We start from the raw sequence: 20,356 nt of genomic DNA on the forward strand, positions 1-20,356 counted from the left end.
GTCAGGCGTCCTCTTGGGGAAGAGAAGGGAGAACCATGATCGCCGAGACACCGGAACCGCCTTACTACGCCGTGATCTTTACTTCGCTGATGACCGAGGAGGTCGATGGCTATGCGGCCATGGCCGAGCGCATGGTCGCGCTGGCGTCGCAGCAGCCCGGCTTTCTCGGCATGGAATCGGCACGCGAGGAAGTCGGGGTCACCGTTTCTTACTGGAGCAGCCTGGAAGCGATCAGGGCGTGGAAGGCGCAGCTCGATCACCGGGAGGCGCAGCGGTTCGGTCGAGAGCGTTGGTATGCCGCTTATCGAACGCGTATCGCGCGCGTCGAGCGGGAATATGGCACCTCGATTCCGCCCCCGTCTGATGGCCCGCTTTCACCGACACAGGAGTATTCATGACCGCCGCACGCCCGACAACGCTATCCGCCGCCTGGAGCCTCTGGACCCTGCTGCTGGGCGTCGGGCTTCTGATGATGGGCAACGGTCTGCAGGGGTCGCTACTCGGCGTGCGCGCCTCGGCAGCGGATTTCGGCAATACCGTCACCGGGCTGGTGATGTCTGCCTATTTCGTCGGATTCCTCGCCGGCTCGGTACTAACGCCACGCAAGCTCAGGGAGGTGGGGCACGTTCGCGTCTTTGCGGCGCTAGCGTCGATCACCTCGGTCGCGATCCTGATTCATGCGTTGTTCGTCGATCCACTGATGTGGGCAGCGATGCGGTTTGTCACCGGGTTTGCCTACGCCGGGCTCTATGTCGTCGCGGAGAGCTGGCTCAACGGCTATGCCAGCAACCGCCTGCGTGGTCGCCTGCTCGCGATCTACATGGTGATCAGCTATCTCGGCATGGGCGGCGGCCAGCTGCTGCTGGGTAGCGCCGATCCGGACGGCATGGCGCTGTTTCTGCTGGTCTCGATTCTGGTCTCGCTGGCACTGGTGCCCATTCTGATCAGCTACACGCCGCAGCCGGAGATCACGCAGGCGGAGTCGATGAGCCTACGGGCGCTCTACCGTCTCTCGCCGCTCGGCACGGTAGGCTGCTTCATGACCGGTGTCACCAACGGCGCCGTGTTCGGCATGGGCGCGGTCTTCGCCAACGGTAGCGGGCTAGACGTGGGTCAGGTCTCGGTGTTCATGGGCGCGTTCATCTTCGGCGGTGCCGTAACACAGTGGCCGCTGGGCAAACTGTCCGACAAGGTCGATCGGCAATGGGTGATCGTGGTGGTCGCGCTGATCGCTGTCGCGCTGTCGCTGTTCGGTGCGATCTCCAGCGGCGGGTCGCCGACCTCGCTGACCGTACTGGGGGCACTGCTGGGGGCGACCACGCTGACGCTCTATTCGATCTTTCTCGCCTGTGCCAACGACTTCCTGACCGATCAGCAGACCGTCGCGGCGAGCGCCAGCCTGGTGCTGGCGCTGGGGATCGGGGCCATTCTCGGGCCGGTGAGTGCCGGGTTGCTGATGGAGTGGCTGGGGCCGGATGGCTTTCTGTGGGATCTCGCGGCGATGCACGTGGTGATGGTGCTGTTTGGCCTTTACTGCATCCGCATGCATCCGACCAGCGCGTCCGACGAGCAGGGCCACTATGTGATGGTGCCCTCGGAGACGGCGCCGCTGGGGACGGCATGGACCGAGGAAGCCGCAACGGAGCTCGGGCAGCTGGAAATGAACTTCGACGAGGCCGACACCGAGGCGGCAACGTGACGAGGCAACGCCCTAGATGGTCGGCGTGTCGTCTCGCGAGGCAGTGCGGGGGTGACGCACCGCCCCCGGCGTCTGCCCGGTTTCGCGCTTGAAGGCGCGGGAGAAGGCGGCCTGCGAGCCGTAGCCGAGACGGTCGGCGACCTGCTCGATGGAGAGCCCTTTCTCGCCGATCCACTGGCTGGCCAGCTGCATGCGCAGCTGCGTGACGTAGCCGAGCGGGGAAACGCCGAGCGCGGCACGGAATTTCTCGGCGAAGACGGAGCGCGAGCTGCCCATCGCCGATGCCATCTCAGCGACCGTCCAGTCGTGGCCCGGGGCACGGTGAATGGCGGCGATCACGCGGCCGAGGCGCGGGTCGTGCAGTGCCTCGACCCAGCCGCCGATATCGCTGCACCCGCACTCGACCCAGCCGCGCACGATGCTGGCCGCCACCACGTCCGCCAGTCGCGAGAGAATCCCCGCGGCGCCGGCGCGTTCCAGTCTCGCTTCCCGTGCCATCGCTTCCAGCATGGGCAGGATCTCGGGATAACGGGAGAGCAGCGTGCCCACATGCATCACCGTCGGCATCATCGAGATCAGCGGCTGCATGCCGCCGAGATCGAATTGCATGCAGCCACTGAAGAGGTGGACGGCTTCGCGCTTGTCGATCGGATCGCGGCAGGTATCGACATGGCTGACGCTGTCGCAAAGCGGGATGGCGTCGATCTGCTCGATGTCGCGGCTTTCGACGTCGGGCGAGGAGAGCAGGTGATGGTCGCCGCCGCGCGGCAGCAGGACGGCATCGCCGGTCTGCAGCCACTGGTGGTCGTGGCCGACCGTCAGCAGGACCGGCCCCTGGGTGACGAAGTGGAAATGCGCGAATTGCCTGGCGTTATCGAAATGAATGCCGAACGGCGGCGCAACTTGAACGCAGCGGTAGCTGAGGCCCGAGAGCCGCATGCCGAGCAGCAGCTCGTTGATCCATGCGTTGGCGGTGACGCCGATCGTTGTCATCAGACGGAATCCGGAGTATCGATCAATCATTCGAGAGTATCGATGATAGATTATCCTGTCTTGCGACTTTAGTCTAAGCGGCATTCTCGACACCGACAGGATCCTTCGCGATGCCGACCCAAGACTCTCGAGACGCCGCTTCGGCGTCTACCTCACCACCTTCTGCCACGACGTCTGCCCCGGCCACGCCCAAGGCTGCCTGGAGCGCCGTATTTTCGCTGACGCTGGGCGTTTTCAGCCTGGTCATGGCGGAATTCCTGCCGGCCAGCCTGCTGACGCCGATGGCCGAATCGCTCGCGATCAGCGAGGGGCAGGCCGGTCAGGCAGTGACCGCGACCGCTATCCTGGCGCTGCTCTCGGGGCTGCTGGTGACGGCGGCGACCCAGCGACTCGATCGCCGTCACGTCCTGCTGGGCTTCTCCGTGTTGATGATCATAGCCAACCTGCTCGTCGCGCTGGCTCCTCATCTGGCTTGGCTGCTGGCCGGCCGCATGCTGCTGGGCGTCGCGCTCGGCGGGTTCTGGGCGCTGTCGGCCGCCACCGTGATGCGGCTGGTACCGGAGCACGACGTGCCGCGAGCGCTGTCGCTGATCTTTACCGGTGTGCCGATCGCTACGATCAGTGCCGCGGCGCTGGGTAGCTATCTCGGCGATCTGGTCGGGTGGCGCAACGTGTTCCTGCTGGCGACGGCGCTGTCGGCGGTTACGCTCCTGGTCCAGGCGGTCACGCTGCCGAAGATGACGCCGGAACGTCCGACCCCGTTGAGCACGCTGATCAGCGTGGTCAGGCGCCCCGGCATCGGGGTCGGTATCGTCGCCATCGTGCTGGTCTTCTGCGGCCACTTTGCGCTCTTCACTTACGTGCGGCCGTTTCTGGAGACGGTTTCCGGCATGGGCATCAACGGTATCTCCTCGACCCTGCTGGCATTCGGCGTGGCCAACTTCGTCGGTACGCTGGTGGCTGGCTATCTGCTCGAGCGCAGCCTGCGCCTGACGCTGCTGTCGATGCCGTTGATCATGGGCGTCATGGGCTGGCTGCTGTCGACGTTCGGCGGTATTGCCATCAGCACCGATGCCGTGATGATCGCGCTCTGGGGCTTCGCCTTCGGTGCCGTGCCGGTGGCGTGGTCGACCTGGATCACCAGGGTGGTGCCGGATGAAGCCGAGAGCGGTGGCGGCCTGATCGTGGCCTCGATCCAGCTGGCGATCGCGCTGGGCGCGGCCATCGGCGGCGTGGTCTTCGGCGTCGGTGGTGTCCTCGGTGTCTGCGCCACGGCGGGCACGCTGCTGCTGGCGGGCGCGGCGTTGGTGACGGTTGGCGTGCGAACCCGGGCGCGGTCGTCCATGGATGCGTGCGCGGGAGTCGCGGACGGTCATTGACGGACTCGTCGGGCATCCGTACGGGTGCCCGACGTCTCTCTCCTTCGGGGCGGTTTTTAGAAAGAAGCCACCAGATTAGCAAAGGCGTACTGACCGGCAGCAAACGCGATATGGGCGATGATGACGTAGACAATAAGCACCGCCTGGTTGGGTAGCTTGCGCCCCAGAACTCCGCCGCCGAGTCCTGGCATCAGGATGAGCAAACCGGCCAGCGAGCTGATCACGACTCCGACCCAGAACACCGGCATGACCTGTGGATCGGCGATATAGTCCACGCCCCAGATCAGCAGTATGAGCATTGCGTAGGCCAGGCCGACGAGATAGTGGAAGAGCCAGCCGACGATCTTTTCGCGACCGCCTGGAGCCGGCCGATCGGGACGACTGTCCAGTACCAGACGTCCTTTGGGAATATCGAGCAACCAGCGGCCAACTACACCCCAATCGGTGCCCGCCATGCCCGTGGTTTTTGCTACGAGCCATGCCCAAAGGTCGAGAACGATCGTCGAGCCGACGCCGACGACCAGTATGAAAACCACGACTCCATCCATGACGCCTCCTTCGCGACGAGCTTCTGAAACCTCGGCAGCCAGATAAACGGACTGTACAGTCTCACCACCTGCCAAGACCATGATAAAAACGGCCAGATATTATCACGCCTGAAGCACTATGACTTCACGGATGTGCGCTTGACGTTCAATTATGGATCGATTAGTCTATAACTATGTGAGGCAGACTCCGTACCAGTGATTACGAGGCAATCTTGTACTGAAATTCGCCTCATAAAGCTTTGCCAATTTATCGCAAATTCTGTGGAGGAGGTAATATGGCTGCGTCTACGATCAATCTCGAACTTAGCTGGAAAGATGGATTCAAGGGTAGTGGCAAGATCGTCGGTAAGGAATTTTCCACCGATATCAGCATCCCGGCGGAGTATGGCGGCCCTGGTAAAGGCAGCAACCCGAAAGAGCTTTACACAGCCTCGACGGCGGCGTGCTTCATCTCGACGCTGACGGCGATGATCGGCGGCAAGAAGCTGCCGCTTCAGCAGCTTTCGGTAGATACCCAGGCCGATATCGATGGTGATGAATTCGTTATCACGCATACTGCCAATGTCGTGCTCGAAAGTGCTGCGAGCGACGAAGATGTCGAAAAGACGAAAGAAGTCGTCATCAAGGCAGACGAAAACTGTGTCGTCGGCAACCTGGCCCGCAAGGCTGGCGTAGAAGTGAATGTGAAGCCGGTCGTCAGCAAAGCCTGATTCGATTTCCGGTAACGCCGAAATGAAAATGGCCTGCTGAAAAGTAGGCCATTTTTTATCGATATATTCGCGATTACGTCAGTTTTATCCAGGATAATATTCTATCAAGTCATAAAAATCGGTAGAAATACGTCCTTGAAAGAACTCAGTTTTGTCAGTAAACACGAAAAAACGGGCGAGTGTTCATGTTTCACTCGCCCGTTTGGCATCGTACCGGGGTGATGAACTATCTTATCCGGTTCGACTCTCCTGCTCGCTGAGAAACTTCTCGGCATCCAGCGCTGCCATGCAACCGCTGCCAGCCGAGGTGATGGCTTGGCGATAGACGGCATCGGCGACATCGCCTGCAGCAAAGACCCCGGGCACCGAGGTTTCTGTCGAATTCCCATCCAGCCCCGAGTTGACGATGATATAGCCATCTCGAAGTTTCAGGGAATCGGCAAAAATTTCGGTGTTGGGTTTGTGGCCGATGGCCACGAACAACCCGGAAATGGCCAGGCGCGTCAGGGCACCAGTCTCGGCATCCTCGATCATGACTCCGGTCACGCCGGTCTCATCGCCGAGCACTTCGGAAACCGTGTGATTCCAGCGAACACTGATCACACCTTCTTTCACTTTTTCCATCAGCCGATCCTGCAGTGCGGCTTCTGCGCGAAGCTTGCCTCTGCGATGGACCAGCGTGACGTGGGAGGCAAGATTGGCAAGATAGAGCGCTTCCTCCACCGCCGTATTGCCGCCGCCCACGACCACGACGTGGTTTCCCTTGTGAAAGAAACCGTCACAGGTAGCGCAGGCCGAGACGCCTTGTCCCATGAAGCGGCCCTCGGACTCCAGTCCGAGGTATAGCGCCGTGGCACCGGTCGCGATGATCAATGCGTCACAGGTGTAGGTTTCGTTGCCTTTCAGCGTGAAAGGGCGCTTGCCGAGATCGACCGACTCGATGTGATCCATCAGGATCGTCGTGCCGACGTTTTCAGCGTGCTGGCGCATCCGTTCCATCAGCTCGGGCCCGAGAATGCCGCTGCCTTCACCGGGCCAGTTATCCACGTCCTGGGTCGTGGTTAGCTGGCCGCCCATCGTGCTTCCGGTGATCAGCGTCGGCTTCAGGTTGGCCCTGGCGGCATAGACTGCCGCCGTGTAGCCGGCCGGGCCGGACCCGAGCAAGATGACGTTGCTATGGCTCATCGTGTAACTCCCAGAGGGTCAGATCGAGTTGACGAGATCCACGAGGCCGCGCTCGTTCAAAAGCCCCGTATGGCGCTGGACCTCTTCGCCGTTCTTGAACGCGACAACGGTCGGGATGCTGCGGATGCCAAGCTTGCGCGCGATGTTCGGGCTGTGATCCAAATTCATTTCAGACAGTAGCGCCTTGTCGCCAATGTCCTTCGCCGCCTTCTTGTACATCGGCTGCATCATCATGCAGGGCGGGCACCACGGCGCCCAGAAGCGGACCAGCACTACATCGGATTCGCTCAGCGTGCTGTCATACTGATTTTCGGTGATCGATTTGATTTGATCGCTCATTATCACACTCCTGATTGGGTCGATTGACAGAGATTCGCCGTTACGCTGCGGCTGACAACGATTTGGCGTGCTTCTTGTCCCAGGCACCGCTCACCAGGGTCAGCAGGATGCTGACACCGACAACGATGGCGGCCGCGGGACCGGTGGCCATCAGGCCAAAGTGTTCGACGACGATCCCGCCAATCCAGGCGCCGGCGGCGATACCGCCGTTGAAGGCGCCGATATTGATGCTCGAGGAAGCGTCGACCGATTTAGGGGCGTGGATTTCAGCCTGCTGCACCACGTAGAGCTGCAGGACGGGAATACTGCCGAAGGCGACGGCGCCCCACAGCATCACGACCGGCACCATGAGCACCTTGTTGACCGCGACGAGACTGAGAACCGCCATGGCGAACGTGAGCAGACCGAGGATCCAGAGCAGAGCGGCAATGGCGCCTCTCTTGTCTGCCAGGCGTGCGAAGAAGGTATTGCCCAGCGTGACGGCTATGCCGTAGAAGATCAGCACGGTGCCGACACCGGAAACCGAGAAGCCGGTCACCTCCTGCAGTATCTCGGAGAGATAGGTGTAGGCGATGAAAGCGCCACCATAGCCGATGCCGGTAATCAGGAAGACGAGCAGCATCTTGGGGACGGTGACGATGCTGAGCTGCTCGATCAGGCTGGCTGGCTCAGGGCGCTCGACCTTCTTCGGCAGAAAGATCCACAGGGCGATGATCGACAGTGCGCCGAGTACCGTGATGAACAGAAAGGCTGCGCGCCAGTCGAACAGATCGGTCAGGAAGGTACCGAGCGGTACACCGGCCACGAGCGCCACGGTCAATCCCGTGAACATGATGCCGATCGCCGCACCGGATTTTTCCTTGGGGACGGAGTTAGCCGCAACCACGGTCGCCATGGAATAGAAAACACCCTGAACTACGCCGGCCAGCACGCGGCCGATCAGCAGCATTGGGTAACTCTGCGCCTGCCAGGCGAGCCAGTTCGCGGCCACGAAAAGAATCATCAAACCGCAGGCGAGCAGACGCCGGTCGATTCGACTGGTCAACGGTGTGATGATCGGTGCCGCGATGGCTACGCCCAGCGCGTAAAGACTGACTAGTTGGCCAGCAGTAGGGATATCGATCTGCATGTCGGTCGCGATAGCGGGCAGAATGCCCACGACCACGAACTCGGCCATGCCGATGGCAAAGGCGGCTGCGGCCAGTGCATAGAGAGAAATTGGCATCGTTTGTCCCGGACCCCGAAAGGGAAGTTAGTGACTTATGGAATGGTTAGTCCGGAATTTGAGCAGAAGTCGTATTCCCTTGTCAATGAATTGTGGAATGAGTAGTCTAATAATGTGTGAAGCGCGGTGAGCAACACCCCGCGGGAGGGCGAAAATGGCCAGAACCGGAAGACCCAGAGAGTTCGATCGGGAAAGCGCCGTTCGGCAGGCGATGAATCTTTTTTGGGCGAAAGGGTTCGAGAGTACGTCTCTCTCGGATCTCAAAAGCACGCTGGGCGGGCTCTCCTCGGCCAGTTTCTACGCGGCCTTCGGCTCCAAGAAGGCTCTGTACGAGGAGTGTTTGGCGGAGTACATGGGCACCTGCGGAGAGCTCGTCGCGACGCTGCGGGACGAGTCGCTGTCGGCGCGGGAGGCACTTCGAGCGATGCTGTGGCGCTCCATCGAGATTCAGACTTCGAGAGATTCACCGCTGGGCTGCATGGCGGTGCTGTCAGGCATCGTCTGTGATGATGACAACGCCGATGTCGCGGAGTTGGCGCGTAACGCCAGGAAGGTCAATCGTGACGCCATCGCCGACTGTATCGCCAGAGGCGTGGCGAATGGGGAGCTCGCCGATGATGGCTCCGCAGAGGCCTTCACGCTGACGCTGGACTCCTTTCTCAAGGGGCTCGCCGTTCAGTCGCGAGACGGAATCTCGCGTGAGGCACTGCTGCGCTCGGCCGATCAGCTGCTGTCGATCCTGGATCGCTGAACGCTCCATGCGCTCACCGTCGTCGTCTGGCAAAGGAGCTTGTGAGTCGCGTGCCCGAAAGAGGAGATAATCGGACAACCGGACCGAGAAGGCTCGTCTTGCCTGGGGTGGTCGATAATGGTCTGCTATAAGTCGGACTACCGACCATGAACATCGAAAAGGACACGACGATGGGTATCTCCCCCCAAGCAGGACGCTTGCCCGAAGAGAAGACGCTGGCGAATCTGCCGCGTCTCGTCGCACGCTATTACAGCGAGCGTCCCGATCCGAGCGACCCCGGCCAGCAGGTCGCCTTTGGCACCTCCGGCCATCGCGGCTCGTCGCTCAAGACGAGCTTCAACGAGTGGCACATTCTGGCGACGACCCAGGCGATCTGCGAGTATCGCGAGGCGCAGGGCATCGACGGGCCGCTCTACATTGGCATGGATACCCATGCGCTCTCCGAGCCAGCGTTCGTCTCAGCGCTGGAAGTGCTCGCGGCCAATGGTGTCGAGACGCGCATCGATGCCGGCTGCGAGGAGACTGGGGGCGACGTCGGCTATACACCGACCCCGGCGATCTCCAATGCCATCCTGGTCCACAATCGCGGTCGAGCGCACGGTTTGGCCGACGGTATCGTGATCACGCCGTCCCACAATCCGCCGGTGGATGGCGGTTTCAAGTACAACCCCACCAACGGTGGTCCCGCCGATACCAGCATCACCGGCTGGATTCAGGATCGCGCCAACGCCCATTTGGCCGACGGTCTCGCCAATGTTCAGCGCGTGAGCTATGCCGACGCGCTGGCAGCGCCTACCACCCAGCGTTTCGATTTCATCGATAGCTACGTCAGCGGTCTGGATCAGGTCATCGATATGGCCGCGATTCGCGATTCCGGGCTCAAGTTCGGCGTCGATCCGCTGGGTGGCGCCGGTGTGCACTACTGGCCGCGCATCGCCGCGAAGTACGATCTGCCGCTGGAGGTGATCTCGACCACCGTCGATCCGACCTTCCGCTTCATGCGCGTCGATTGGGACGGCAAGATCCGCATGGACTGCTCGTCACCGCATGCGATGGCGGGGCTGATCGAGAACAAGGATCGCTTCGATGTCTCCTTCGCCTGCGATACCGACCACGATCGCCACGGGATCGTCGCTCGCTCGACGGGGCTCTTGAACCCCAATCACTACCTCGCTGTCGCCATCGAGTACCTGTTCACGCATCGCCCGAACTGGGGTGACAAGGCCGCGATTGGCAAGACGCTGGTCTCCTCCTCGATGATCGATTACGTCGCCGAAGGACTGGGACGCGAGGTGGTCGAAGTACCGGTGGGCTTCAAGTGGTTCGTCGACGGGCTGATCGAGGGCTCGCTGGGCTTCGGCGGCGAGGAGTCCGCCGGCGCGTCGTTCCTGACCAAGGATGGCCACCCGTGGTCGACCGACAAGGACGGCATCATTCTCGGCCTGCTGGCCGCCGAGATCACCGCCGTCACCGGCAAGGACCCGGGCGAGCGCTACCGGGCGCTGACCGAGCGTTTCGGCGCCCCGGTCTACGAGCGGGTCGATGCGCCGGCCAACCGTGAGCAGAAGGCCAAGCTCAAGGCGCTCTCGCCGGAACAGGTTACGGCCGAGACGCTGGCCGGGCATCCGATTACGCGCAAGCTGACCGAAGCGCCGGGCAACGGTGCCGCCATCGGCGGGCTCAAGGTCGTCACCGATGCCGGCTGGTTCGCCGCGCGGCCATCCGGCACCGAAGATGTCTACAAGATCTATGCCGAGAGCTTCGAGGGCGACGCCCATCTGAAACGCATTCAGGAAGAGGCCAAGGCGCTGGTCGACCAGGTCCTCGCCGGCTAGTTCGTCTCCCGTCGAGGAGATTGTCGCCGACATGGCGCGCCAGCCGTGTCGGTGCCCTCCTGCCAGATCGCCGACGTCCTGTTGGCGAACATTCACTTCAAGTTTGGCTTCGGTCTCGCCGATATCGCAGGCAGACGGTCACCAGACCGGTGATGCGATATGCCGCCCACGCGAGGTGGTTTGGTGTCTCATGCCTGCCGAGGTCTTTCCATGCATTTCAAATCCGTACGCACCCTGGTCACGCTGCTGGTCGGCGGTTGCATCCTGCTGGTGGTGGCCGCGCTGGTCGGCTATTCGCTGTATGCCAGTACACGCTCCCAGGCGCTGGTCGATGCGCGCACCCAGGCCTTGATGGAAGATAGCGTGGATCAACGCCTCGACGCGGTCGCCTCGGATCAGGCGGCACGTATCAAGGCGCCACTCGAGCGGGCGCTGACACTAGCCACGCAGCTGGCCAATACCAATGCCCTGATGGGCGAGACCGATGCAGACGGGCAGAGGCGCCTCTACCTGGGGCGCAACGAGCTTTCGAATCTGGTGCGCCAGACGGTGGTCGACAACCCTGACCTGCTGGACGCCTTCATCGGCTGGGAGCCGGACGCCTTCGGCAGTGACAGTTACTATCTCGATCGCGAGGATCAGGGCTACGATGCCGACGGCCGCTTCATGCCGTGGTGGTACCGTAACGAGAGCGGCGATGTCGCGGTGTACCCGTTGGGCGAGACGCTGGAAAGCGAGACACTGATGGCCAGCGGCGTGCGCGAGGGAGAGTATTATCTCTGCCCGAAAGAGACCGGCCAACCCTGCATCATCGATCCGGCTCCCTATGACTACAACGGCGAAACGTTGATGGTGACCTCCTTCAACGTACCGGTCATGGTGGACGGCGAATTTCGAGGCAGCGCCGGGGTCGACCTCTCCGTCGATTTCATTCAATCGCTGCTGGTCGAGGCCGATGCCTCGCTCTACGACGGCGCGGGTCGATGGGCGTTGATCGCGCCGGGTGGCGGCGTCACGGCGCTGACCGACAGCAGTGACGTGAGCGCGGCGCTGGGCGAGCCGGCGACGGCCGTCTTTGACACCGCGCTGGCGCAGCGAATCGACAGCGCCCGCACGGGCAGCCCGGTGCGCGAGACCGTCGACGGCGAAGTTCAGCTCTATTGGCCGTTCACTGTCGGCGATGCCGAGAGCACGCCTTGGGTCCTGATGATCAGCCTGCCGCAAAGTGCAGTCCTGGCCGGGCTTCACGACCTGCAGGGGGCGCTGGAGGCTCGCCGCCACAGCGATACCCTGGCGATGCTCGCGGTTGGACTCGGTGTCGTAGTGCTGGGGCTGATCGTCAGCTGGCTGCTGGGTGGCAGCTTGTCCCGGCCGCTGCGTCATCTGGCGAATCGCATGCGCGAGATCGCGTCCGGCGACGGCGACCTCACTCGCCGCCTGCCGGTGAAGGGGCGCAACGAAACCGCCGAACTGGCGCTTCAGTTCAATGCGTTCGCCGACAAGATGCAGGATGTGTTGCATCAGGTTCGCGACAGCAGCGAGAGCGTCAATATCGCTTCGCGCGAGATTGCCAGCGGCAGCGAGGATCTCTCGCGGCGAACCGACTCGATGGCCGCCAGCCTGCAGCAGACGTCGGCCTCGATGGAGGAGCTGACCAGCACGGTCGAGCATACCGCGCAGTCAGCCCGTCAGGTCGACCAGCTCGCGGTTTCCGCCACCGAAGCGGCGCAGCGGGGCGGCGAGGTGGTCTCCGACGTGGTACAGACGATGGACGAGATCGAGGCGTCGTCACGCCAGATCACCGAGATCGTCACGACCATGGATGGCATCGCCTTCCAGACCAACCTGCTGGCGCTCAACGCTTCGGTTGAAGCGGCGCGGGCCGGCGAGCATGGGCGCGGTTTTGCCGTGGTGGCCGAAGAGGTGCGCAAACTTGCCAGCCGTAGCGCCGAGGCGTCGCATCAGATCAAGGCGCTGGTGGAGACCTCGACCGGCAAGACCCAGCTGGGCGCGCAGCGGGTGCGTCACGCCGGCGAGGCGATGGAAGAGATCGTGGCCAGCATCGCACGAGTGACCGATGTGCTGGGCGAAATCAGCGCGGCGACCGGCGAGCAGAGTCAGGGCATCGGGCAGGTCAATCAGGCGGTGGTCGAAATCGACAACGTGACCCAGAAGAACGCCTCGATGGTCCAGCAGACCGCGGCGGCGGCGGCGGAGCTGCAGCGGCAGTCGCAGCGTCTGGCCGCGACCGTGGGTGTCTTCCAGCTAGGCGAGCCGCCGGCGACAACGAACGCCGCATCCCGAGAGACCCCCGCCGCACTCTCCTCACCGGTGCGTCGGACGCCTGAGCTCGCCTGATCAGCGCCGCGCGGCCAGTGCGCAGAAGAAGTCGATGTACTGGCCGTGCCCGTCGGGAAAGATCACGTCCAGCTTGAGGGGATCGTCGGGGTCGGTGATCCCCTCCAGCGCCGGCCAGATGTCGACCTCCGCTCCCTGAAGCTGCTCGGCCAGGCGGTCGGCATCGACGCCAGGCCGTCTGACCTCGCCGCCGCTGCTGTCGACGAAGAGCACGCGGTTGCCGCTGTCGAATGTCTCGCCCAGCTGCTGGACCAAGGTCAGGAAACCGCGGTCGCTGCCGCCGCGCAGCCGTTGGTGCCGACCCTCGGTCGTTTCGGTGAAGGAGGTCACGGTATCGCCGACACCGACGATCGTCGGCATCAGTGCCGGATCGAAGTGATCACGGGCCAGCGCGAGCAACGCGTCATGGTCGCGCGGCGCCTCGCGGGCGTTGAACGCCTCGCCGAGGGGATAGTGACCGGTATGGCGGTGATAGTAGCGGTTGAGAATCACCAGCACGCCGACCTCCTTGACCGCTCCGCGGAGCATGAATTGGAAATCCGTGGTACCGGCGCTGGTCGATCGGCCCTCGCGTTCCACGCTTTCCCTTAGCCGTTCGTTGCCGGCCTCGTCATGGCCGGCGTTGGGCGCATAGTGCACGAAGAAGGCATCGCCGAGCCCGGCCTCGTCGGCGGCCTCGAGCTGGCCCTGCATGAACGCGGCCACGTCCTGCTGCAGCTGGCGGTAGCGCTCGGGCGCTGTCTGCCAGTGGCGATGAAAGACGTTGAGATTAAGCGTCGGCGAGGCCAGGTTGTCGAGCACGGCGGCAGCGATCAGATCGCGGCGGCAGGCGCTGTCGAGCGCGTAAGGCGGCTCGGCGAGTCGTGCATCGAGGAACTGCTCGGCTTTGGCCGGAAAAGCCGCCAGAAAAGCCAACTCCGCATCGCTGACGCCAGGATGCGAGACATCGCCGAAGCGGTCCTGCCACTGTACGCCTCCAGCGGCCAAACCCGGCAGATAGCGGCCCTGCTCGCCAGCACGATCCGGCGTCGCGAAATGCGCCTCGACGATGCCGTTTACGCCGCGCGAGCCGATGTGCTCGCCGTTGGTCAGCACGAAAAAATGACCGTCGAGTCGGCGCGCCGCGTCGAGGTAGCGGCGTTCGAGCTGGCGGGTCAGCGGATCGCCGACCAGCCCCATGCAGACACCATCCAGGTCCTGGATGATCAACAGGTTATCGGTCGCGGCCAGGTCGTCCAGCAGCGCGTCGTGGTCGAGCGAAAAAGGGGCGGATCGAGTCATGGTCGGCAGCAAGCCATATCGAGACAGTGGAAAGACGTTGGCCTTCAGTATAGAGGTTTGGCACGTTGTAGAGAGTTGACGCGTTGTAGAGGGTTGATGCGTTGCCATGGCCAGCGGGCGCTGATGTCACCGGCCGGTTTGCCGAGGCCCGCCGGGACGACTAGCCTGCAGGGGCGCGCCGTGATAGCGGCGTGCGCCCGTCGCGCCGGGAGGGCGTGACGCCAGCCACAGGAGGAGGCAACGATGTCCAGTCCCGAACACAAGCAGAAGATCTGGCAACTGATCGACAAGATCAAGGTCGGCATGCTGGTGACGCTCGACGATGGGGTGCCGCGCTCGCGGCCGATGCACCTGGTGCAGGATGCCTACGACGGCACGCTCTGGTTCTACACGCGCCGCAGCGCCGAAAAAACCTTCGAGGCAGCGGAAGACCGTGACGTCTGCCTCTCGTTTTCCGATCAGAACGATGGCATCTACGTGTCGCTATCCGGGCGGGCACGACTGCGGGACGACCAGGCGCTGATCGAGAAATACTGGAACCCGTTCGTTGCGGCCTGGTTCGAGGGCGGCAAGGATGACCCCGATATCACCATGCTCGAGGTCGACGTCGATTTCGGCGAGCACTGGAAGGCTCGGGAGAGCAAGACGTTCCAGCTCTACGAGATCGCCAAATCCAATCTCAAGAAAGACCATCAGCCCGATCTCGGCGAAAACGAAAAGTTCGGCGAGTAAGAAGCGGCGAGTAAGAAGCGGCGAGTGAGAAGCTTGGGTGAGAGGCGGCAAGTGATTCCCACTGCATGATTGCCTGCGCCGTCGGCACGCGGCCGGCGGCGTCACGGCCGGCCGAGATTGACAGCGACCCGCCAAGTCAGGATAAAGGCTCCTCAACGGTGACATAGCGAATTCCCATGTTTCTCCTGACGGCGTTTGTCGTTCTCTCCATCGGCTTCTCCTTCATCTGCTCGGTGCTGGAGGCCGCGTTGCTCTCTCTGACGCCCAGCTATATCGCGCAGTTCAAGGAGTCGCGGCCCAAGCTGCATGACTCGCTCAACGCACTCAAGTCCAATATCGACCGTCCGCTGGCGGCGATCCTGACGCTCAATACCATTGCGCACACCGTCGGCGCTACCGGCGTTGGGGCGCAGGTCGCGGCTGTCTTTGGCGAAGCGCACGTGGCGATCGCCTCCGCACTGATGACCTTTGGCATCCTCGTCTTCTCGGAGATCATCCCGAAGACGATCGGCGCGACCTACTGGCGCACGCTGGCGCCGCTGTTGCCTAAAGTGCTGCGAACCATGGTCTGGATGCTGGCACCGTTCATCTGGCTCTCCGAAATGATCACCAACCGGATCGCCAAGTCGGAGAACGATGTCGACATGCGCGGCGAGATCAAGGCGCTGGCGCGCATCGGGCTGGAAGAGAAGGCGCTCGACCCGGACGAGACGCGAACTATCACCAATATTCTCAATCTGCACGAGATTCCGGTGAAGAGCGTGATGACGCCGCGCACGGTGTGCGAGACCGTCACGCCGGACATGACGGTGGCCGAATTCGACCACCGCTACGGTAAGACGCAGTTCACCCGCTTTCCGGTGATGGACGGCGCTGAGGACGCGCTGGGCTACGTGCACAAGGCGGATACCTACCACGCCGACGACGAACAGACGCTGAAGACGTTGATGCACTCGGTGGCCGCGGTCGACGAGAGCGACAGCGTGGAGCACGTCTTCACCGCGATGCTCAAGGACCACAACCATATGCGCGTGGTCTACGACGACCATGGAAGCTGGGTCGGCCTGATCACCATGGAGGACGTGATCGAGACGATCCTCGGCCAGGATATCGTCGACGAGACCGACAACGTCCAGAACCTGCGCAAGTACGCTAAACAGCGCTGGCTGAAGCGTATTCGGCGCGACAGCGCCAGCTGATCGACAGCGGTCGTCCCTGCTGGATATCGCTCCCGGTGTAGGCCGGGGCGACCGCGATCGGCTTTCCCGGCTGCTCTTCTCAACCTGTCGACCGCGGCGGCCATAGCTGTGGACGATAGCGTTTGCTTGGCACATTAAATGTTATGATATAACATTGTTTATCGCCAGCGCCGAGGAGGTTGTCATGGCTCGTCAGACACACATCGACAGCAACGCCAAGCTGTTGGCAATGCCAGAGCAGGACTACATGAACGCCGCGCAGCTTGCGTATTTCCGACGTCTTCTGACCGAGGAGCGCGCATCACTAGAATCGGCACTGGCGCAGACGCGCCAGACCATCGTCGACAGTCGCGGTGCCGGTGACGATGCCGATCTCGCCGCCAACGAAGAGACGCTGCGTCTGCTGCTGCGGCAGGCAGAACGCGAAACGCGTCTGCTGCGCAAGATCGACGTCACGTTGCGGCGGCTCGACGAAGGTGAATATGGCTTCTGCGAGGAGACCGGCGCGCCAATCGGTCTGCAGCGCTTGCTGCTGCGCCCGACCGCGACGCTCTGCCTCGAAGCCAAGGAGCGCCAGGAGATGCAGGAACATCATTACGCCAAGCGGCGCAGCGCCTGACACGCAGCGACGCTTGGCCGGACCGTTGGGAGCCATGTCATGAATCCTTTACCCGTCACCGTGCTCTCCGGCTTTCTGGGTGCCGGCAAGACCACCGTGCTGAATCATCTGCTCAACAATCGCGACGGTCGGCGTATCGCCGTCATCGTCAACGACATGAGCGAGATCAACATCGATGCCGCGCTGGTCGAGCGCGAAGTCGAATTCAATCGCGCCGAAGAAAAACTGGTCGAGATGAGTAACGGCTGCATCTGCTGCACGCTGCGCGAAGACCTGCTGGTCGAAGTGAACCGGCTCGCCGACGAGGGTCGCTTCGACTATCTGGTGATCGAATCCACCGGCATCTCCGAGCCGCTGCCGGTCGCCGAGACCTTCACCTTCGAGGACGAAGAGGGCCGCAGCCTGTCGCAGGTCGCGCGACTGGATACGCTGGTCACCGTGGTCGACGGCGCCAATTTTTTGTCGCAGTACCATGAGGCCAAATCGCTGGCGGAAGCCGGTGAAAGCCTGGGCGAGGAAGACGAGCGCAACGTCGCCGACCTGCTGGTCGACCAGATCGAGTTCTGTGATGTGCTGTTGATCTCGAAGTCGGACCTAATTGCGCCGCGCCAGCTCGAGGAGCTCAAGGCGGTGCTGCGAACGCTCAATCCCGACGCCGAGATCCTGCCGATCCAGCACGGTGGCGTCGCGTTGGACAAGGTGCTTGATACCGGACTGTTCAATTTCGACAAGGCGCAGCAGGCGCCGGGCTGGCTCAAGGAGATGCGCGGCGAGCACGTGCCGGAAACCGAGGAGTATGGCATCTCCAGCTTCAGCTTCGAGGCGCGGCGGCCCTTTCATCCGCAGCGTTTTCACGATGTGCTCCACGGTGATTGGGGTGGCGGCAAGCTGTTGCGCTCCAAAGGCTTTTTCTGGCTTGCCAGCCGCCCACAGTTCGCCGGCCAATGGAGTCAGGCTGGTGGCATTGCTCACCACGGTTTTGCCGGGCTGTTCTGGCGCGCGGTGCCGGAATCGCGCTGGCCGCAGGAGCCCGACTATCTCGCCTCGATCCGGGAAAAATGGGAAGAACCGTTTGGCGACATGCGACAGGAGCTGGTCTTTATCGGACAAGGTCTGGATGAGGCCGAGATCCGTCGTCGCCTTGAAAGCTGCCTGCTCACCGATGAAGAACTGGCGGGAGGCAAGGCGGCTTGGTTGAACCTGCCCGACCCCTTTCCCGATTGGGGAGTCGGTGTGCCCGCCGCTGACGACACCGCGCCTGCCTGACCTCATTTCCAGTCTGGTCTCCACCAGGGTTTCCCCGGTCCTCGGACCGGGGTTTTTTTGCCTGAAATCGTGATCCGCAGCTCGCGGCGATCAGCCGGGGTCAATCGCCAACATCAGACGCTGGCCCGGTGGCGAGCGATGGATCAAGCCGCCACCGGCATTGCCGATCCAGCCCGAGCCCTTCATCAATGCCAGGTCTCCGGCGGCCAGGCGTTGAATCTGGCTGGCGTCGCGGACGATATCGGGTTTGTCCGGAGACGCCGCGCCCAAGCCTCGGCGGTTGGCGGCATGCTCCGGCAGCCACTCGGTGCCGGGGCCGGCGTAGGTGGTGATAAAGCGAACGCCGAGATTGTCGACGTGGAAGCGGGGGCACATCGCACTGTTCAGCCGGCGCAGGCGGACACCGATCAGCGGCGCCTCGAACAAGTAGGCGATCGCCTCGGCCAGCAGGCAGACGTCGTCGACCAGGGCGTCCTCCTGTGGCGCTTTCAGCTCGCGTGCCAGATCGGCGCGCATGGCATCGTTGGGCGCGCCGCGCCAGGACCACTCGAGGGAGCGGGGTTGGCCCATTACGCCGTCGACGCTCGCCGCGATCTCGTCGGAGAGCGGTCGTCGCATCACGCTCAGCGTCATGCCGTCGTCGAAGATGCATAGGAGACGATCAATCGTGTCGCCGATAGCCCAGTGGGGCATGGCCGCCAATGGCGGGGAGGGAAGATCAATGGCTGGCATGAAGGCTCCGGTGGCGGTTGTCATGGCGTTATCGTCCTCGTCGCCGCGACGCCAAGGTGACAGCGCGCGCGGAGAGGGGGCGTAGCGTTTCGGTGGAAATATCAGGGTTGTGCGTCGCCATATTTGTTATGTTATAACATAATTAATTGAGCGTCGACGGTCCGCAGCGATCGTGCAGAGATGCCATGAGCTGGGCGGATGGCCTGCAGCAGGGTGTCCCGCACCGAATGAAACCGGCGACGTCACGGCGTCGTCCCAACGATTCAGGAGTAGAGTCATGAAGACACGTGCCGCGATTGCCTGGGCGCCGAACCAGCCGCTCGAGTTCGAGGAGGTGGACCTCGAAGGCCCGAAAGCGGGCGAGGTCCTGGTGCGCATCGTCACCACCAGCCTGTGCCACACCGATATGTTCACGCTGTCGGGCAAGGACCCGGAAGGGCTCTTCCCCTGCGTGCTGGGGCACGAGGGCGTCGGCATCGTCGAGGAGGTCGGCAAGGGAGTCACCTCCGTGGTACCGGGCGATCACATTATCCCGCTCTACACGCCGGAAGACCCCAACTGCCCTTACATCCAGTCCGGCAAGACCAATCTGTGCCAGACCATCCGCAAGACGCAGGGCCAGGGCCTGATGCCGGACGGTACCAGCCGTTTCTCCTACAAGGGCAAGATGCTGCGCCACTACATGGGCACCAGTACGTTTAGCGAGTACACGGTGTTGCCGGAGATCGCCGTGGCCAAGATCAGCAAGGATGCGCCGCTGGCCAAGGCCAGCGTGATGGGCTGCGCGGTGCCGACTGGCATGGGCGCGGTGCGCAATACGGCCAAGGTCCAGCCCGGCGACACGGTCGCGGTTTTCGGCCTGGGCGCGGTCGGCATGGCGGTGATCCAGGGCGCCAAGCTGCAGGGCGCGGGGCGAATCATCGGTGTGGACATCAACCCGGCGAAATTCGCCCTGGCCGAGTCGCTGGGTGCGACCGAGTGTATCAATCCGGATGACTTCTCCGAGCCGCTGCACGAGGTCGTGATCGACATGACCAATGGTGGCGTCGACTTCTCGTTCGAGTGCGTGGGCAACGTGCGCCTGATGCGCGCCGCGCTGGAGTGCTGTCACAAGGGATGGGGCGAGAGCATCATCATCGGCGTGGCCGGTGCCGGCGAGGAGATCGCGACCCGACCGTTCCAGCTGGTAACCGGGCGCGTCTGGAAAGGCTCGGCATTCGGCGGCGTTCTGGGTCGTTCCCAGCTGCCGGGCATGGTCGACGAATGGCTCTCGGGGCGCTTCGACGTCGATCCGTACATCACCCACAACATGGCGCACGACCAGCTCAATACGGCCTTCGACCTGCTTCATCGCGGCGAGGCGATCCGCTCGGTGATCCACTATCAGCCTCAGGAGACGATGACCGGCGACCTCCCCGGCACCATCGTCGGCCGGCATCAGAAGACATTGGAGCCAGCGTGATATTCAGACAATCCCGATCCCTTCAGCGGCGTCCGGTAAGCGG

At 62.8% G+C, this 20,356-nt stretch carries 19 protein-coding genes; 12 read left to right on the forward strand and 7 right to left on the reverse strand.

Annotated features, from left to right (window positions below; all coding sequences use genetic code 11):
- Positions 1-35 precede the first annotated feature (35 nt).
- Entirely contained in the window at positions 36-398 is a 363-nt protein-coding gene (locus MC381_RS02545) for an antibiotic biosynthesis monooxygenase family protein (protein ID WP_251976149.1), read from the forward strand.
- Positions 395-1,699 (forward strand): MFS transporter, encoded by a 1,305-nt coding sequence (locus MC381_RS02550; protein WP_251976150.1) that lies wholly within the window; start codon positions 395-397, stop codon positions 1,697-1,699. Before MC381_RS02545 ends, MC381_RS02550 begins: the two co-directional genes overlap by 4 nt.
- A gap of 12 nt (positions 1,700-1,711) precedes the next feature.
- Here MC381_RS02550 and MC381_RS02555 read toward each other — a convergent pair whose 3' ends face one another.
- The gene (locus MC381_RS02555) at positions 1,712-2,722 is read right to left on the reverse strand and encodes an AraC family transcriptional regulator (RefSeq protein ID WP_251976151.1); all 1,011 of its coding nucleotides are present in this window, start codon (positions 2,720-2,722) and stop codon (positions 1,712-1,714) included.
- An 80-nt stretch (positions 2,723-2,802) separates the two neighbouring features.
- Between MC381_RS02555 and MC381_RS02560 the strand changes: the two genes are divergently transcribed.
- The gene (locus MC381_RS02560) at positions 2,803-4,071 is read left to right on the forward strand and encodes an MFS transporter (protein WP_251976152.1); all 1,269 of its coding nucleotides are present in this window, start codon (positions 2,803-2,805) and stop codon (positions 4,069-4,071) included.
- A 56-nt stretch (positions 4,072-4,127) separates the two neighbouring features.
- Here MC381_RS02560 and MC381_RS02565 read toward each other — a convergent pair whose 3' ends face one another.
- Entirely contained in the window at positions 4,128-4,619 is a 492-nt protein-coding gene (locus MC381_RS02565; protein WP_251976153.1) for a DUF2938 family protein, read from the reverse strand.
- 275 nt (positions 4,620-4,894) lie between these two features.
- Between MC381_RS02565 and MC381_RS02570 the strand changes: the two genes are divergently transcribed.
- Complete coding sequence (locus MC381_RS02570) at positions 4,895-5,329, forward strand: OsmC family protein (protein WP_251976154.1); 435 nt, start codon at positions 4,895-4,897, stop codon at positions 5,327-5,329.
- A gap of 231 nt (positions 5,330-5,560) precedes the next feature.
- Here the strand turns inward: MC381_RS02570 and trxB are convergent, their stop codons facing one another.
- From trxB to MC381_RS02585, 3 genes are read right to left on the reverse strand one after another with little or no spacing between them, the layout of a single operon-like run.
- A complete protein-coding gene (gene trxB / locus MC381_RS02575) occupies positions 5,561-6,514 on the reverse strand; it encodes a thioredoxin-disulfide reductase (RefSeq protein WP_251976155.1) in 954 nt (317 codons plus the stop codon).
- Positions 6,515-6,532: 18 nt separating this feature from the next.
- Positions 6,533-6,853: a thioredoxin family protein gene (locus tag MC381_RS02580; RefSeq protein WP_251976156.1), complete on the reverse strand. Its 321-nt coding sequence runs from the start codon at positions 6,851-6,853 to the stop codon at positions 6,533-6,535.
- A 40-nt stretch (positions 6,854-6,893) separates the two neighbouring features.
- Positions 6,894-8,078, reverse strand: a complete 1,185-nt coding sequence (locus tag MC381_RS02585) for an MFS transporter (protein ID WP_251976157.1) — start codon at positions 8,076-8,078, stop codon at positions 6,894-6,896.
- A gap of 211 nt (positions 8,079-8,289) precedes the next feature.
- Here MC381_RS02585 and MC381_RS02590 point away from each other — a divergent pair, with 211 nt between their 5' ends.
- From MC381_RS02590 to MC381_RS02600, 3 genes are all read left to right on the forward strand, one after another.
- A complete protein-coding gene (locus MC381_RS02590; protein ID WP_251976158.1) occupies positions 8,290-8,829 on the forward strand; it encodes a TetR/AcrR family transcriptional regulator in 540 nt (179 codons plus the stop codon).
- A 170-nt stretch (positions 8,830-8,999) separates the two neighbouring features.
- A complete protein-coding gene (gene pgm / locus MC381_RS02595) occupies positions 9,000-10,664 on the forward strand; it encodes a phosphoglucomutase (alpha-D-glucose-1,6-bisphosphate-dependent) (RefSeq protein WP_251976159.1) in 1,665 nt (554 codons plus the stop codon).
- Between the two features lie 210 nt (positions 10,665-10,874).
- Positions 10,875-13,022 carry a methyl-accepting chemotaxis protein gene (locus tag MC381_RS02600; RefSeq protein WP_251976160.1) on the forward strand — a complete coding sequence of 716 codons (2,148 nt, stop codon included), beginning with the start codon at positions 10,875-10,877 and terminating at the stop codon, positions 13,020-13,022.
- Here the strand turns inward: MC381_RS02600 and stpA are convergent, their stop codons facing one another.
- Entirely contained in the window at positions 13,023-14,303 is a 1,281-nt protein-coding gene (gene stpA / locus MC381_RS02605) for a glucosylglycerol 3-phosphatase (protein WP_251976161.1), read from the reverse strand. It lies immediately after the preceding gene.
- 243 nt (positions 14,304-14,546) lie between these two features.
- Between stpA and MC381_RS02610 the strand changes: the two genes are divergently transcribed.
- From MC381_RS02610 to zigA, 4 genes are all read left to right on the forward strand, one after another.
- Positions 14,547-15,035, forward strand: coding sequence for a pyridoxamine 5'-phosphate oxidase family protein (locus MC381_RS02610; protein ID WP_251976162.1), 489 nt, complete (start codon positions 14,547-14,549; stop codon positions 15,033-15,035).
- Between the two features lie 176 nt (positions 15,036-15,211).
- Positions 15,212-16,234 (forward strand): CNNM domain-containing protein, encoded by a 1,023-nt coding sequence (locus tag MC381_RS02615; RefSeq protein ID WP_251976163.1) that lies wholly within the window; start codon positions 15,212-15,214, stop codon positions 16,232-16,234.
- Positions 16,235-16,418: 184 nt separating this feature from the next.
- Positions 16,419-16,853, forward strand: a complete 435-nt coding sequence (gene dksA, locus MC381_RS02620; RefSeq protein ID WP_251976164.1) for an RNA polymerase-binding protein DksA — start codon at positions 16,419-16,421, stop codon at positions 16,851-16,853.
- Positions 16,854-16,892: 39 nt separating this feature from the next.
- Positions 16,893-18,119 carry a zinc metallochaperone GTPase ZigA gene (zigA, locus tag MC381_RS02625; RefSeq protein ID WP_251976165.1) on the forward strand — a complete coding sequence of 409 codons (1,227 nt, stop codon included), beginning with the start codon at positions 16,893-16,895 and terminating at the stop codon, positions 18,117-18,119.
- Between the two features lie 90 nt (positions 18,120-18,209).
- On the opposite strand, the gene MC381_RS02630 is transcribed toward zigA, so the two are convergent.
- Positions 18,210-18,875, reverse strand: a complete 666-nt coding sequence (locus tag MC381_RS02630; protein WP_251976166.1) for a DUF1826 domain-containing protein — start codon at positions 18,873-18,875, stop codon at positions 18,210-18,212.
- A 253-nt stretch (positions 18,876-19,128) separates the two neighbouring features.
- Here MC381_RS02630 and MC381_RS02635 point away from each other — a divergent pair, with 253 nt between their 5' ends.
- Positions 19,129-20,313 carry an S-(hydroxymethyl)glutathione dehydrogenase/class III alcohol dehydrogenase gene (locus tag MC381_RS02635; RefSeq protein ID WP_251976167.1) on the forward strand — a complete coding sequence of 395 codons (1,185 nt, stop codon included), beginning with the start codon at positions 19,129-19,131 and terminating at the stop codon, positions 20,311-20,313.
- The last annotated feature ends 43 nt before the right edge of the window (positions 20,314-20,356 follow it).

Origin of the sequence: Salinicola avicenniae, from assembly GCF_023736115.1 — a bacterium.
GTDB lineage: Bacteria > Pseudomonadota > Gammaproteobacteria > Pseudomonadales > Halomonadaceae > Salinicola > Salinicola avicenniae.